The sequence below is a fragment of the Actinomyces sp. ICM58 genome (assembly GCF_000283035.1).
Lineage (GTDB): Bacteria > Actinomycetota > Actinomycetes > Actinomycetales > Actinomycetaceae > Pauljensenia.
On record NZ_ALIY01000239.1, the window covers coordinates 1 to 14403 of the forward strand.

Below are 14403 nucleotides of genomic sequence, written 5' to 3' on the forward strand. Positions count from 1 at the left end.
AAAAACGCTATGGCCCGCTGTCAAAGCGATGCTGCACTCGGTGTACGACCAACCCGACGCCGCATCGGTCAACGCTCAATACGACCGGCTCTTGGACTACGTCCACGACAAGCTCCCCACCGTGTGTGATCACCTCGATCAAGCCAGGGCAGACGTCCTCGCGTTCGCGTCCTTCCCCACCGGGGTATGGACCCAGATCTGGTCCAACAACCCCAATGAGCGCCTCAACCGCGAAATCCGCCGACGCACCGACTCCGTGGGAATCTTCCCCAACCGCCAGGCCATCATCCGCCTGGTCGGAGCCGTCCTAGCCGAACAAAACGACGAATGGGCCGAAGGCCGACGCTACCTCAGCCTCGACATCCTCACCAGATCACGACTCACACCCCAACCCACCCAACAGGAGGAACCCCCACTCCAACTCAGCGCATAACCCACTCCGAAGGACACAAAACGATTACACCACTCCACAGGACTTGACCGATTGGGAAGATTCCACCTCTTCTGATCGGGTTGAATCTTCCCGATCTGGTTGAACGAAGCTGATCGGCTCAAACTTTTTGGGATGAGGTACGAGTGTTGGGGAATGCGAGGAACAACAGGACGCTCGCAGGGGTGACTTTTCTATGCCGCGGTGCGTTTTTCGTGGGGCAGTGACGTGGACACGGTGTGTCGCGTGGCTGCGATGCTGGCGTGTTTTTCACGTGACCGCGACACGGGAACTTTCTTCCGCTTGACCATGACGCGGCGTCAGGGGTCAGAATCAATGTCATGAGTAACGACACCACTGCCTACACGGTCGGGGAGGTCGCTGAGCGGTTCTCGCTGACGGTGCGAACGTTGCACCACTGGGAGGCGCAGGGTCTTCTCGCTCCCGCCGCGCGGAGCTGGTCGAACTACCGGCTCTATTCGCGCGAGGACTGCGTGCGTGTCCAGAGGATTGTCATCTACCGGGCGACGGGGATGAATCTGATGGATATCAAGGCTCTCCTCGACTGTGGAGACTCTGAGATCGAACACCTCAAGAGGCAACGAGAGAGCCTTCTTGCTCAGCGTCGCGAAACAGACGCAATGATCGAAGCACTGGATACACTGTTGGAGGATGCAATGAATGACAACGAGCTCACCCTGGAAGACGTCGGGAAGATCCTGGGAGACGCCGACTTTGCGGCTCACCAGAACGAGGCCGAAGAACGCTACGGAGATACCGATGACTGGCGTGAATCGCGCAGGCGTACAGCCGCGTGGTGCGCTGCGGAATGGCGTCAGAACTCTGAGCGATTCCACGACATCGAACGCAGGATGATCGACGCAATTCGCGATGGTGTCGCCCCTGACAGCGAGAGGGCCGTCGGCCTTGTCGAGGAGCATAGGGAACTACTCAGCGAGTTCTTTCCGGTCACGCCCGCCAAGCACTACATCATGTCTCGCGGCTACATCAACGACGAGCGATTCCGCGAGCACTACGATTCGCAGCAGGTTGGCTTCGCGCAGTGGCTTGCCGACGCGATCGAGTGCGTCGCGAGGCAGCAGGGGCTGGATATCCAGAATCCCACGTGGGAGTGAACGCCCCAGACGGGGAAGTCGGATGGCAGTGACGCGCAGCATAGCTGGAGGCCCGTATCTGGCTTGCCAGTTCCGAATAGTCTCTGCTACCATTTTCTCTTGTCGCAATCCTGCGTAGCTCAACGGCAGAGCATCCGACTGTTAATCGGACGGTTACTGGTTCGAATCCAGTCGCAGGAGCAGACGCCCCGAGCCCTCACGGGCTCGGGGCTTTTCGTTTATCCCTGAACCGGTGCAGGGGAGGAGTGGGGGTGACTCGGGGTTAAAGATAGGGGGTACCGCGCATATTCAGCGGTTCGCGTGCGAGCGACACACCAGGCCAGGCGCCGTTGTGCCCACATCGCAGACCACCTCGCCCGCGACAGCCCATTGTTGGTGTTTTTCGCCGAGGTGGTCTGCGTTTTGGGCGCCACGCCGCACCGAACCGCGACCTCACCGCCCCGAACCGCGATCTCACCACCCCGAACCGCGACCTCACCGCCCCGAACCGCGATCTCACCGCCCCGAACCGCGATCTCACCACCCCGAACCGCGATCTCACCACCACCAAACAGGGGCAATTGCGCTGTGAGAGGCGCACGGTTGAGCTCGGCCTACGTCGAGGGCACCGCCAAACGGGGGCAATTGCGCTGTGAGAGGCGCACGGTTGAGCTCGGCCTACGTCGAGGGCACCGCCAAACGGGGGGAATTGCATCATTAGAGCCACGACACGCCGGCGACACGCCGGCAGGATGCTTCCAATGGTGCAAAACCCCCACCATTACCCCGGGCGTCATGCTCCCTCACTGGCGTCACACTCTTTCACTGGTGCGGGCTGCCCGGCGGGGCGCCGATAAACGCCAGAAAAGCGTCGCCGGTAATGACGGGGGCGTCACGGGCGGCCAGCTCCGCGACGGGGCCTGTGTCCGATGAGGTGAAACACCTGAACGGCAAGAGTCACCCCCAACTGATCGGGTTAAATCTTCCCTAGATGCTCGAATGCTCCTCACGGGTTGAATGCTCCCGATGAGGTGCAATCCTCTCGATGGGGGTGATCCTGTTTGAAGCGCGGCGGCGCGAGCGTACAAGCCCGCCGACCCCTCCCGCGACGATGCCAGAGATCGAGCCGTGACCAACGCGCTTCGTCCTATGTCCGCAATAGTGATACAATGCTCGAGAGGGTGGTAGCCAGCCCACCAGGGAGTGATCCCCGGGCAGGTGGGCCACCCTTTTCTTATCAGGCGCAAGCTCGCCGACCGCGGGCGCAATGCCTGGGTCAGAACCGTGATGTCCGATCAGTCCCTAGCTGCAACGGTGGGGCTAAAGGGAGGGCTCATTCCGCGTGGGGCGTCAGCTCCAGGTGATCGGCCTGTTGCTCGTCATAGGTGCGGTTACCGTGTGATCCTTCGGGAAAGCCCTCTATTTCTCACTCGAATTATTTTCAAGGTGCCGCGACGTCCGCTCATTCTCATCATCGGCCCTGCTGGCGTTTCTTGGCGGGTCTTGTCTCGCACGTCCCGGTTCTGATGCGCCCGCTGCCAAAGCATGATCAATACCCCGCTCTCACGTGACGCGGACGCCGAACGGGCTGCCAGGTCACGCGGCAACCTGACGTCCAGTGGGGCGGGTGGCAACAAGCCAACACGAAATGTCCTATGTCCCTCCTGTCGCGCGAGAACATCGACGCGGGACATGAAGGGAAAAGTGGGGAGCGGGGCCCATTGCCCGGGCCTTCCGACGGTCGATTATTCCACGACTAGCCCAGGGGGGATTCCCGCTCCGCATCAAATCCATCACGGGCTCGCTTGCATTCGTAGGGGAGAGTTGGGATAGGTGTGCAGTGCTGTGGACTTGCACGCTGGCGTGCGCGGGTGTGGGGCCGCTGGTGTGCGTGGGCGCGGGTTGCGAGGGCGTGGCTCGCATGTGGATAGGTTACGCGCATGTGGATAGGTTGTGAGGATGTGGATAGCTTAATAACCTATCCGGATGTTCATAACCTATCCGGATGTCGATAATCTATCCGCGTGCGGGGTGGGCTCCGGCTGGCGTGCCAGTGCGCGTGTGTCGAGGATGCGGGCCGCTGGCGTGTGCGTGTGCGGGTGGTGAGGATGCGGGCCGCGCTGGCGTGTGCGTGTGCGGGTGGTGAGGATGTGGGCGGCTGGCGTGCCAGCGCGCGGGTGGTGAGGATGTGGGCGGCTGGTGTGCGCGTGCGTGGGTGGTGAGGAGGCCTGCAGATTGAATAGCAACCTGAGAATCGAAAAGGAATGGAGCTGTGCGAGAAGAACTGGTCGAAGCTGTCCTGCGCGTCGTGGAGTCAATTCCGGCCGGGCATGCAGCCACGTATGGCATGATCGCCCGTGCGGTTGGCACCGGTCCGCGCGTCGTGGGGCGGATCATGCACGATTGGGGCGGTAGCGTCCCGTGGTGGCGCGTCGTGAACGTTCACGGAACTTTTCCAACAACTGTGCGAGGGGACGGTTTGTCTCACTGGGAGCAGGAGGGGATGCGTCACGATCCGGTTCGCGGAAGACTTGCGCTCAGCGCCTGCCTCGTCGATCAGGACTGGCTCGACACTGTCGCGCAAACTGTCCTAGAGAATCTGCGAAATAGTGCGGAAATGTCAGACTTGTAGCTGCGGAAGTCTATTACGATTTGGTTACGCGTTCGCCGATTTGGCTGGCGCGCGCACCTGTGATGCCTTACTCTTAAAGGGACGCCGAAGAGGGCGTTTCCCTGGATGCGTTTCCGTTAGCGTTAACGATAGCCGGGGAAGCAAACTCCAGAAACAGAGAAGTTACTGGTACCCAAGGGGTGAGAAGTGACGAACTTACTAGAGCTAAAGGGGATCTCGAAGACGTTCCCCGGCGTGAAGGCGCTGTCCGACGTGGACCTCGACCTTCGCCCCGGTGAAGTCTTGGGTCTCTGCGGTGAGAACGGAGCGGGCAAGTCCACGCTCATGAAGGTGCTCACCGGTATCCATAAGGCCGATCCCGGTGGTGAAATCTGGCTGCAGGGCGAGAAAGTCGACATTCAGTCGCCTGAACACGCTCGTTCCCTCGGCCTGTCGATCATCCACCAGGAACTCAACATCGTTCCCGACCTGACGGTCGCCCAGAACCTGTACCTGGGTCGGCCCGGGTCCTCGAAGTGGTCCTACATTGACGACCGCAAGATGATCCGCGACGCGCATGAGCTGTTCGAGCGCCTCAATATGAACATCGATCCGACCGCCCACTGTCGCGACCTGCCGGTCGCTCGCCTGCAGATGGTCGAGATCGCCCGCGCGCTGTCCTTCGATTCGAAGATCCTGGTCATGGACGAGCCGACGGCCCCCCTGACCACGACCGAGACGGAATCGCTGTTCGAGCTGGTGCGCGACTTCGTGTGCCCGCAGACGGGCCTGATCTTCATTACGCACCGCATGCCGGAGCTGACCGAGCTGACTGACCGCATCTCGGTGCTGCGCGACGGCAAGTACATCGGCACGGTGGAGACGGCGACGACGCCTATGAGCGAGGTCGTCAAGATGATGGTCGGTCGCGAGGTTCCCGCCGACGCGCGTCCCACCACGAAGCCGCTGTCCGATGAGGTCGTTCTGCGCGTCGAGAATCTCTCGACCGTCAAGGCCGTCCACGACGTGTCTTTCGAGGTCAAGAAGGGTGAGATCTTCGGTTTCGCCGGCCTGGTCGGTGCCGGTCGTACCGAGGTCGCCCGCGCCCTCTTCGGCGCGGACCCCCACACGGCGGGCTCGATCTACGTCCACGGCAAGAAGGTCTCGATCAAGAACGCTACGGACGCCGTGAAGAACGGCATCGGCTACCTGTCCGAGGACCGCAAGCAGTTCGGCCTGCTCCTGGACAAGGACATCTCCTTCAACACGGGCATGGCCGCCATGGACCACTTCACCAAGGCATCGGTCGTCGACACCGTCAAGCTGCGCAAGGTCGCTCGGGAATACGTGTCCAAGCTGCGCACGCGCACCCCCAGCGTCGACGTCGAGGTCCGCAGCCTCTCCGGCGGTAACCAGCAGAAGGTTGTCGTGGCCAAGTGGCTCGAGCGTGACTCCGAGGTCCTGATCTTCGATGAGCCGACCCGCGGCATCGACGTGGGCGCGAAGGATGAGATCTACACGCTCCTCGAAGACCTGGCGCAGCAGGGCAAGGCGATCATCGTGATCTCCTCGGAGCTGCCCGAGGTCCTGCGCCTGGCGAACCGCATCGCCGTCATGGCCCACGGCCGCATTATTGGCACCCTCAACAACGAGGACGCCACCCAAGAAAACATCATGGAACTGGCCACCGTCGGCCAGGAAGAAGCGAACGGAGTAGACGCGTGAGCACCGTCGTCGACAACAAGGGCCTACAGGCGCCGTCGCCTGCAGCGGCCTTCCTGAAGAAGAACATGCAGCTGCTGCTCGTCACGGTTGCCCTGGTCGTTATTCTGGCGTTCTTCAGCGTTGCAGCCAGCGGCTTTGCTAAGCCCACCATTTACCTCGACATCGTCTTGCAGTCGGCTTACACGGGCGTCATGGCGCTGGGTGCGACCTTCGTGATCGCCACCTCCGGCATCGACCTGTCCGTCGGCACGGGCATGAGCCTCGTGGCCGTCATGGCGGGCATCTTCCTGGCGGGCGACAAGATGAACCTGCCGCTGGGCTTGGGCCTCGTCCTCACCCTCCTGGTTGGCATGGCGATCGGCCTGGTCAACGGCCTGAACGTCTCGATCCTGGGGCTTCCTCCATTCATCGCGACGCTCGCGATGATGATGGTCGCACGAGGCCTGGCGCTGATTATCTCGGACAAGGCCTCCATCTCGATCGCCAACCCCGGCTACAAGTTCATCGCCCGTGGCGAGATCATCCCGCACGTTGCCAACGCCGTCCTCATCTTCGTGGTGCTGACCATCCTGGCGACCTTCCTCATGAACAAGACGCTGCTGGGCCGCTACTCGCTGGCCATCGGCTCCAACGAGGAGGCCACTCGCCTCTCCGGCGTCAACGTTCGCCTGTGGAAGATCATCATCTACGTTGTTGCCGGCGCCTTCATGGCCATCGGCGCGGTCCTCTACTCCTCGCGCGGTGGCCTCGTCCAGCCGGCTGAGGGCGTGGGCATGGAGCTCAACGTTATCGCGGCGGCCGTCATCGGCGGCACCTCCCTGTCGGGTGGGCGCGCCTCGATCCCCGGCGCGCTGGTCGGCGCGATCCTCATGGAGACCCTGAAGAAGGGCCTGACCATGATGAGCATCGCGGCCGAATGGCAGTTCGTCGTTACCGGTATTGTCCTGCTCCTCGCGGTCGTCATCGACAACATCCGTCGCATCCGCGAAAACGCAGCCTGATTCTTACCCATTCAATTCACCCATCGTGGACCGACGTCGGTTCACACACACCAAGGGCGGGAATGACCCCGCCGCCCCCACGAAAGGAACACCAATGCGCCCCATCGGACGTATCATCGCCGCCGCCGCTGTCGGCTCCATGGCCCTGGGCATGGCTGCTTGCACGACCTCGACGGATGCGGGCGGAGGCTCCTCCTCCTCCGACACCAGCACCACCAAGAGCGACTCCTCCGGCGCCTCGAAGGTGGACACCTCCGGCGAGCAGCAGGACTGGGAAAAGGCCGCTGTGAAGGGTGATGGCACCAAGACCATCTACCTGGTCTCCAAGGGCTTCCAGCACCGCTTCTGGCAGGCCGTGAAGGAAGGCGCCGAGCAGGCTGGCGAGGAGCTGGGCTACAAGGTCAGCTTCGTCGGCCCGCAGGACGAGACCAAGGTCACCGAGCAGACCGACCAGCTGAAGTCCGCCCTCGACTCGGGCCCCGCGGCCATCGGCTTCGCGGCGCTGGACTCCAAGGCCGCTGAGGACATCCTCAAGGAGATTGAGGCCAAGAACATCCCCGTCGTCGCCTTCGACTCCGGTGTCGAGTCCGACATCCCGGTGACCACCGTCCAGACGGACAACAAGAAGGCCGCCGAGGAAGCCGCCAAGCACATGATCGAGCTGCTCGATGGCAAGTCGGGCTCGGTCGGCATGGTCTGCCACGACTCGACCTCCACCACCGGCAAGCAGCGCTGCGAGGGCTTCAAGGAGTACTTCAAGGCCAACGCTCCGTCTAACCTGAAGCTCCTGGACGAGCAGATCGCCGGTGAGGTCACGAAGGCCGCCGACACCTCCAAGTCCATCATCCAGGCCAACGACGACATCGTCGGCATGTACGGCTCCAACGAGGCCGCGGCCTCGGGCATCGTGCAGGGTGCCGAGGAGACCGGCAAGGACGTCACCATCGTCGGCTTCGACTCGGGCAAGACCCAGATCGACGCCATCAAGTCCGGCAAGGAGGCTGGCGCCGTCACCCAGTCGCCCGTCAAGATCGGCTACTACACGGTGAAGGCCGCGGTTGCCGCCCTCAACGGCGGTGAGCTGCCCACGGTCATCGACTCCGGCTTCGCCTGGTACGACAAGTCCAACATCGACACCGACGCCATCAAGGCCAACCTGTACGAGTGAGACACTAGGTCTATAGGGCACGAGGCCGGGGCCGGGGAGGCGCACGCCGAACCGGTGGCCCGCCGCAGGTCCCGCCCCGAATGGTCGGGGCGGGACCTGCGGACCCGGCACTCACTGAATCTAAGGATCCGAGGGGGCGAGTGCCCCCGCGCTCCGACATCGACGTCTTCATGAGGGATGAAGGAATAATGACTGAACACCCCCGCATCGGAATCCGCCCCACGATTGATGGCCGCCGCAAGGGCGTGCGTGAGTCGCTCGAAGAGCAGACCATGAACATGGCGAAGTCTGTCGCCGACCTCTTTACTTCCAACCTGCGCTACCCGGATGGCGCCCCGGTCGAGGTCGTCATCGCCGACACCACGATCGGCCGCGTCCACGAGGCGCAGGCCTGCGCGGCGAAGTTCCGCGCCAACAACGTGGGTCTGACCGTGACGGTGACCCCGTGCTGGTGCTACGGCACCGAGACCACGGACATGGACCCGGCGATGCCGCACGCTATCTGGGGCTTCAACGGCACCGAGCGCCCCGGCGCCGTGTACCTGGCCGCCGCCCTGGCCGGCCACGCCCAGATCGGCATCCCCGCCTTCGGCATCTACGGCGAGCACGTGCAGGACGCCGACGACACCTCGATCCCCGAGGACGTGCGCACCCGCCTCCTCGACTACGCGACCGCCGGCCTGGCCGTCGCTCAGATGAAGGGCGAGGCTTACCTGTCCATGGGCTCGGTCTCCATGGGTATCGCCGGCTCCGTCGTTAACCCTGACTTCTTCGGCGCCTACCTGGGCATGCGCAACGAGTACATCGACATGAGCGAGTTCACGCGCCGTATCGACGAGGGCATCTACGATCCCGAGGAGTACGAGCAGGCCTACCAGTGGATCCGCGAGAACTTCAAGCAGGGTAAGGATTGGAACCCGCCGGAGTGGCAGTACCCGGAGAAGCACGAGGACTGGTGGAAGTTCGTCACCAAGATGACGCTCATCGCCCGCGACCTCATGCACGGCAACCCGCGCCTGGCCGAGCTGGGCTTTGAGGAAGAGGCGGGCGGCCACGGCGCCATCGCCGCCGGCTTCCAGGGCCAGCGCCAGTGGACGGACCACTTCCCGAACGGCGACGTCCTGGAGACCATCCTCAACACGAACTTTGACTGGACCGGCATCCGTCAGCCCTCCGTCGTGGCCACCGAGAACGACTCGCTCAACGGCGCGTCGATGCTCTTCGGCTACCTGCTGACCAACACGCCGCAGATCTTCTCCGACGTGCGCACCTACTGGAGCCCCGAGTCCATCGAGAAGGCGACCGGCTGGAAGCCTGAGGGCCGCGCAGCCGCCGGCCTGCTCGACCTGCGTAACTCCGGCTCCACCACGCTGGACGGCGCCGGCAAGGCCGTGCGTGACGGCGAGAACGTCATCAAGCCCTGGTACGAGCTCACCGAGGAGGACCGCGAGGCCACGCTGGAGGCCACGACCTTCCACCCAGCCTCGACCGGCTACTTCCGTGGCGGTGGCTTCTCGACGCACTTCCGCACTTCGGGCGAGATGCCCGTGACGATGTGCCGCATCAACCTGGTCCGAGGCCTCGGCCCGGTCCTGCAGATCGCGGAGGGCTACACGGTCGAGCTGCCCGACGAGGTTGCCTTCACCATCGAGGAGCGCACCAACATCGAGTGGCCCACCACCTGGTTCGTCCCGAACCTGACGGGCGAAGGCGCCTTCAAGAGCGTCTACGACGTCATGAACAACTGGGGCGCGAACCACGGCGCGATCTCCTACGGCCACATCGGCGGCCAGCTCATCACGCTGGCGTCGATGCTGCGCATCCCGGTCAACATGCACAACGTCCCCGAGGAGCGGATCTTCCGCCCCAAGGCGTGGTCGCTGTTCGGCACCGAGTCCCTGGAGGCCGCGGACTTCCGCGCCTGCCAGACCTTCGGCCCGATGTACCGCTGATGCACTTCCCGTTCGGGCTCGGGTTCCTCTCTCCCCGAGCCCGAACGGGCTCCTTTCCCGGCTCAGCCGGTTCCCGGGACGCGGCCCCGGCCTCGCCGATGAGGAAAACCCGCACCACACGCCCAATGACGGGACGCGCGCACCGATCCCGCGACAGGAGACTTCAATGACCACCGTACTTGCTGTTGACCTTGGATCCGCGTCCGGGCGAGTTCTCGCCGGAACTCTCACTGACGGCCGCCTGGAAGTCACGGACATTCACCGCTTCAAGCACGAGGCCCGCCGCCGCGAGGACGGGACGCTGACGTGGGACGTGGCGACGATGGAGGCCGAGACGATCAACGGCCTGATGAAGGCTCTCGAGCAGTTCCCGGACGCCCGCGCGGTCTCGATCGACACGTGGGGCGTGGATTGGGCCCCCCTCGACGAGGATGGACGCCTCGTCGGCGACGTCATCGCCTACCGTGATGAGCGCACGTCGCGCACCCTTGACGCTTTCCGCGAGCGTATCGCGGACCGCGAGTTTTTCGACCTGACCGGCAACCAGCCCGCGACCATTAACACCGCGAACCAGCTGTTCGCCTACCTGCGCGAGGACCCCGAGGCCGCCAGCCGCGTGGCCGCCGCGCTCTTCCTGCCCGACTATTTTGCTTACCGGCTCACCGGGGTCGTCGGATGGTCGCGCACGATCGCCTCGACGTCCGGCCTGCTCACCCCCGGCGGCGGCGACTTCAACGACGAGGTCTTCACTCGCCTCGGCATCCCGCGCGGCTGGTTCGGCGAGCTGTCCGCCGACCGCACCGTCGTCGGCCCGTGCACGGTGCCCGGCCTCGAGACCCTCACCGTCGTGCGTGGCGGCGCCCACGACTCGGCCTGCGCCGTCCACGGCCTGCCCATCGAAGCGGGCAAGCGCGCGTATTTCCTGTCCTGCGGCTCCTGGTCGGTGCTCGGAGCGATCGAGGACGAGCCCCTCATGAGCGACGTCGCCTTCGACATGGGGATCACCAACGAGGGCCGCACCGACGGGGGAGTGCGCCCCCTGTTCAACATCACCGGCATGTGGATCCTTCAGGAGATTCAGCGCCAGTGGGAACGCGAGGGCACTCCCACCGACACCGACGAACTCGTCGCTCAGGCGCGCGAGCTGCCTGAGGCCCCCGGCGTCTTCGACCCGGACGGCGAGGCCTTCGCGAGCCCCGGGGACATGCAACGCAAGATCGACGAGGCCCTGGATGCCCAGGGGGTCGCCCGCCCCGATTCGATGGCCGGCTACGTGCGCGTCATCATCGAGTCCTTCGCCCGCCGCTACGCTCGGGGGATCGGCGAGCTGACCGAGGCCACGGGCAAGGCCCCCGACCAGCTCAACCTCGTCGGCGGCGGCGCCCGCAACCGCCTGCTGTGCGACCTGACCGCTCAGATCGCGGGGGTGACCGTCGTGCGCGGCCCCATCGAGGCCTCGACCTTCGGTTCCCTCCTGGCCCAGCTCGAGACCATCGGCGCCCTGGATCCCCAGGACCGCGCCTCCGTCATCGCAGCCAGCACATCGACTCATGTCCACACGCCGACCCGCGCCTAAGAAGGTGTCGCTGGCCGATATCGCGCGCAAGGCCGGCGTGTCCACCAACACCGTCTCTCGCGTCGTGCGCGGCGACCCGGAAGTCTCGGAGAAGACGCGGGCGAGGATCGCCAAGCTCGTCGAGGAGCTAGGCTACGTGCCCAACTACGCGGCGCGGGCGCTCGCGGCCAAGCGGACGAACGTGTTGCAGGTCGTGCTGGCCGCGCCCATGTTCCACGGTCACGGCACGGTGCTCCTGTCGATCCTCAATGCCACGGCGCAGGCCGGGTATCACGTGTCCCTGTCCTACGCGTATGGGCCGGACGGGCAGTTGCGCTCCGATTTTGCGCCCTTCGACGTGGATGGCGTCATCATCCTGGGGGGCCAGGATCCGACGATCGACGTCGCGATCGAGTCGGGGAAGCGTTTCCCGACGGTCCTCGTTCTGACGAGCGAGCAGGGGCTTGACGGTATTTCGACGGTCGCGGTGGACAACGTGCGCGGGGCGCGACTGGCGACCGAGCACCTGCTGGCGCAGGGGCTCACCGACGTCGTTCACATCGCTGGCCCCTCCGGCTGGTCGGACGCGCAGATGCGTCGCCGTGGTTACGTCCAGGCGTGCGAGGCCTACGGGATTACCCCGGTGATCCTGCAACCCGACTCGTGGGATTCACGCGACGGCTACGACGTGATGCGAGCGGCGGGCCGCTTGCCGCAGGGCATTCAGACGGCGAACGATCAGCTCGCTTTGGGCGCGATGCGTTACATCTACGAGTGCGGGGGAGTGGTTCCTCGCGACGTGCGGGTCGTCGGTTTCGATGACATCGACGGGGCCGATTCCTACGCGCCGCCGCTGACGACGATCCATCAGCCCTTCGACCGCCTCGGACGCACGGCGGTTCGGCTGGTTCGCTCGCTGATGGACGGCGGCCCCTCTCAAGACATTGTGATCGATCCCGAACTGGTCATCCGGGCCAGTTCTCACCTGTAAGGAAGGTATGTTCATGCTCTACGGTCCTATGACTCACCCTCAGTTCCTGCGCGCGCTGGCCGCGGCCGGTCACGGGTCGAAGATCCTGCTGGCTGACGCGAACTACCCGCACACGACGGGTGTGAACCCGCGCTGCGAACTCGTGTCGCTCAACCTGGCTCCGGGTCTGTTGGACGTCAGTCAGGTCCTTGACGTGCTCAAGCGGACGATTCCGATCGAGCGCGCCGAGATTATGACTCCCGCCCCCGACGCTGATCCGGTGGAGATTCCGATTCACGACGAGTTCCGGGCGGCTCTGCCGGGTGTCGAGTTCGGCGAGCTGTCGCGCTGGGACTTCTACGATGCTGCGCGCGACGAGAACGTCGGCATCATCGTTGCGACGGGGGAGCAGCGCCTGTACGGCAACCTGCTGCTGACGGTGGGCGTGCGTATGCCTGGGGAGTAAAACACCTCGTCGGTACGAGGCCGGGGCTTTTGTGCCCGGTAACGTGCGCTTTCGTTTCATTTTCGTTTGAGCGTGCGGCGTGAGTGCCAAGCGTCGTCGCGTTGACGAGTGGGAGGGCGGTCCGAGTGGGACCGCCCTCCCGGCCGTTAATCCGCGAAATGTCAGGCCAATAGGCCTTTCGTCCGCCGCTTTGGTGAACGTTCGTTCGGGGGGTGTGCACGGGTGGGCGACACCGCCACGTGATGTTGCATACTTTCGTTTAAATGACTATTCTGTCCTTAACGAAAGTGAAAGCGACAAAGATTGTCGCTTCGACATGAGGAGGTGAGCCCATGGGACGTGCAGAAGAACGCACGAACTACATCCTGGATCGCCTCGCCCGCGAGGGTGAGGTGAGCGTCGCTCAGCTCGCCTCCGACCTGGGAGTCTCGCCCGTAACCGTTCGGGCTTCCCTCAAGGCCCTCGATGAACAGGGCTACCTCGTGCGCACCCACGGCGGGGCGCGCCCCACCACCTTCCGTAACATCCATCTGCGTCAAAACGACCGCGTGGATCAGAAGGAACGCATCGCCCGGGCCGCCGCAGACATGATCCACGACGACGATCGGATCATGATCGAGGCTGGCACTACGTGCGCCCTGATCGTCAAGTACCTCACCGGCAAGCGAGGAGTCCAGGTCCTGACCAACTCCGTCCTCGTCTTCGCCAACGCCCGCTCCAACCCGAACCTGAACATCACGCTGACGGGTGGGCACTTCCGCGCCGAGTCCGAGTCCCTCGTGGGACCGGTCGCCGAGCGCGCCATCAATGACTTCAACGCGCGCGTTGCGTTCCTTGGAACCGACGGTTTTAGCGTTGATCGCGGCCTGACCACCCAACTCGTGGAGGGCGGACAGGTCGGTTCTATCATGCGCACACGCGCACAAGAGACGTGGCTGCTCGCAGACTCCTCCAAGTACGGGGAAGCCGGCTTCGTCACCTTCATGGGGATCGACCAGGTCACCGGAATCATCACCGACGATGAGATCCCCGAAGAATCCATCAAGGAATTGGCCGAGCGCACGAAGCTGCGCATCGTCTAGGAGGAATTACATGGCCACCATCGTGGTGATGCCCCAGCTGGGCAACTCTGTTGAGTCGTGCATCATCGTCGAGTGGATGATCGCCGAAGGCGACACCGTCGCCGTCGACCAGACCCTCGCGTCCATCGAAACGGACAAGTCGACGATGGAGGTTCCCTCCACCGCCGCTGGCACCGTCCTCAAGCTCCTGTGGGAGGAGGGCGACGAGGTCCCCGTGAAGGATCCGCTCATCATCGTCGGTGAGCCCGGGGAGGACATCTCCGGCCTCGTGCCCGGCGCTGACGCCGCTCCCGCCGACGTTGCTCCCGCCGAGCAGGCCAGCGCCCCC

Annotated in this window: 12 protein-coding genes and 1 tRNA gene; all 13 read left to right on the top strand. The window is 64.1% G+C overall.

All coding sequences use genetic code 11. The annotated features are described in order from the left end of the window. A partial coding sequence (locus HMPREF1138_RS10370; RefSeq protein WP_202898350.1) for a transposase occupies positions 1–433 on the top strand: 433 nt, incomplete at its 5' end. A 338-nt stretch (positions 434–771) separates the two neighbouring features. Beyond that, entirely contained in the window at positions 772–1566 is a 795-nt protein-coding gene (locus HMPREF1138_RS10375; RefSeq protein WP_009059636.1) for a MerR family transcriptional regulator, read from the top strand. A 108-nt stretch (positions 1567–1674) separates the two neighbouring features. Then, positions 1675–1746 (top strand) — tRNA-Asn (locus HMPREF1138_RS10380). Between the two features lie 2071 nt (positions 1747–3817). Beyond that, positions 3818–4177 carry an MGMT family protein gene (locus HMPREF1138_RS10385; RefSeq protein WP_009059626.1) on the top strand — a complete coding sequence of 120 codons (360 nt, stop codon included), beginning with the start codon at positions 3818–3820 and terminating at the stop codon, positions 4175–4177. A 186-nt stretch (positions 4178–4363) separates the two neighbouring features. Beyond that, on the top strand, positions 4364–5881 hold the full coding sequence (locus HMPREF1138_RS10390; protein WP_009059639.1) for a sugar ABC transporter ATP-binding protein: 1518 nt from the start codon (positions 4364–4366) through the stop codon (positions 5879–5881). Continuing rightward, entirely contained in the window at positions 5878–6882 is a 1005-nt protein-coding gene (locus tag HMPREF1138_RS10395) for an ABC transporter permease (RefSeq protein ID WP_009059642.1), read from the top strand. The genes HMPREF1138_RS10390 and HMPREF1138_RS10395 overlap by 4 nt, the downstream gene beginning before the upstream one ends. A 94-nt stretch (positions 6883–6976) precedes the next feature. After that, positions 6977–8050, top strand: a complete 1074-nt coding sequence (locus HMPREF1138_RS10400) for an ABC transporter substrate-binding protein (protein WP_009059632.1) — start codon at positions 6977–6979, stop codon at positions 8048–8050. Between the two features lie 188 nt (positions 8051–8238). Continuing rightward, positions 8239–10002, top strand: coding sequence for an L-fucose isomerase (locus HMPREF1138_RS10405; RefSeq protein WP_039938006.1), 1764 nt, complete (start codon positions 8239–8241; stop codon positions 10000–10002). A gap of 166 nt (positions 10003–10168) precedes the next feature. Then, positions 10169–11578 carry a rhamnulokinase gene (locus HMPREF1138_RS10410; protein ID WP_009059647.1) on the top strand — a complete coding sequence of 470 codons (1410 nt, stop codon included), beginning with the start codon at positions 10169–10171 and terminating at the stop codon, positions 11576–11578. Continuing rightward, entirely contained in the window at positions 11553–12548 is a 996-nt protein-coding gene (locus HMPREF1138_RS10415; protein ID WP_039938008.1) for a LacI family DNA-binding transcriptional regulator, read from the top strand. Before HMPREF1138_RS10410 ends, HMPREF1138_RS10415 begins: the two co-directional genes overlap by 26 nt. A gap of 13 nt (positions 12549–12561) precedes the next feature. Further along, positions 12562–12993, top strand: coding sequence for an RbsD/FucU family protein (locus tag HMPREF1138_RS10420; RefSeq protein WP_021612481.1), 432 nt, complete (start codon positions 12562–12564; stop codon positions 12991–12993). Positions 12994–13325: 332 nt separating this feature from the next. Next, positions 13326–14075, top strand: coding sequence for a DeoR/GlpR family DNA-binding transcription regulator (locus HMPREF1138_RS10425; RefSeq protein WP_009059629.1), 750 nt, complete (start codon positions 13326–13328; stop codon positions 14073–14075). Positions 14076–14085: 10 nt separating this feature from the next. After that, a partial coding sequence (locus tag HMPREF1138_RS10430) for a biotin/lipoyl-containing protein (protein WP_009059645.1) occupies positions 14086–14403 on the top strand: 318 nt, incomplete at its 3' end.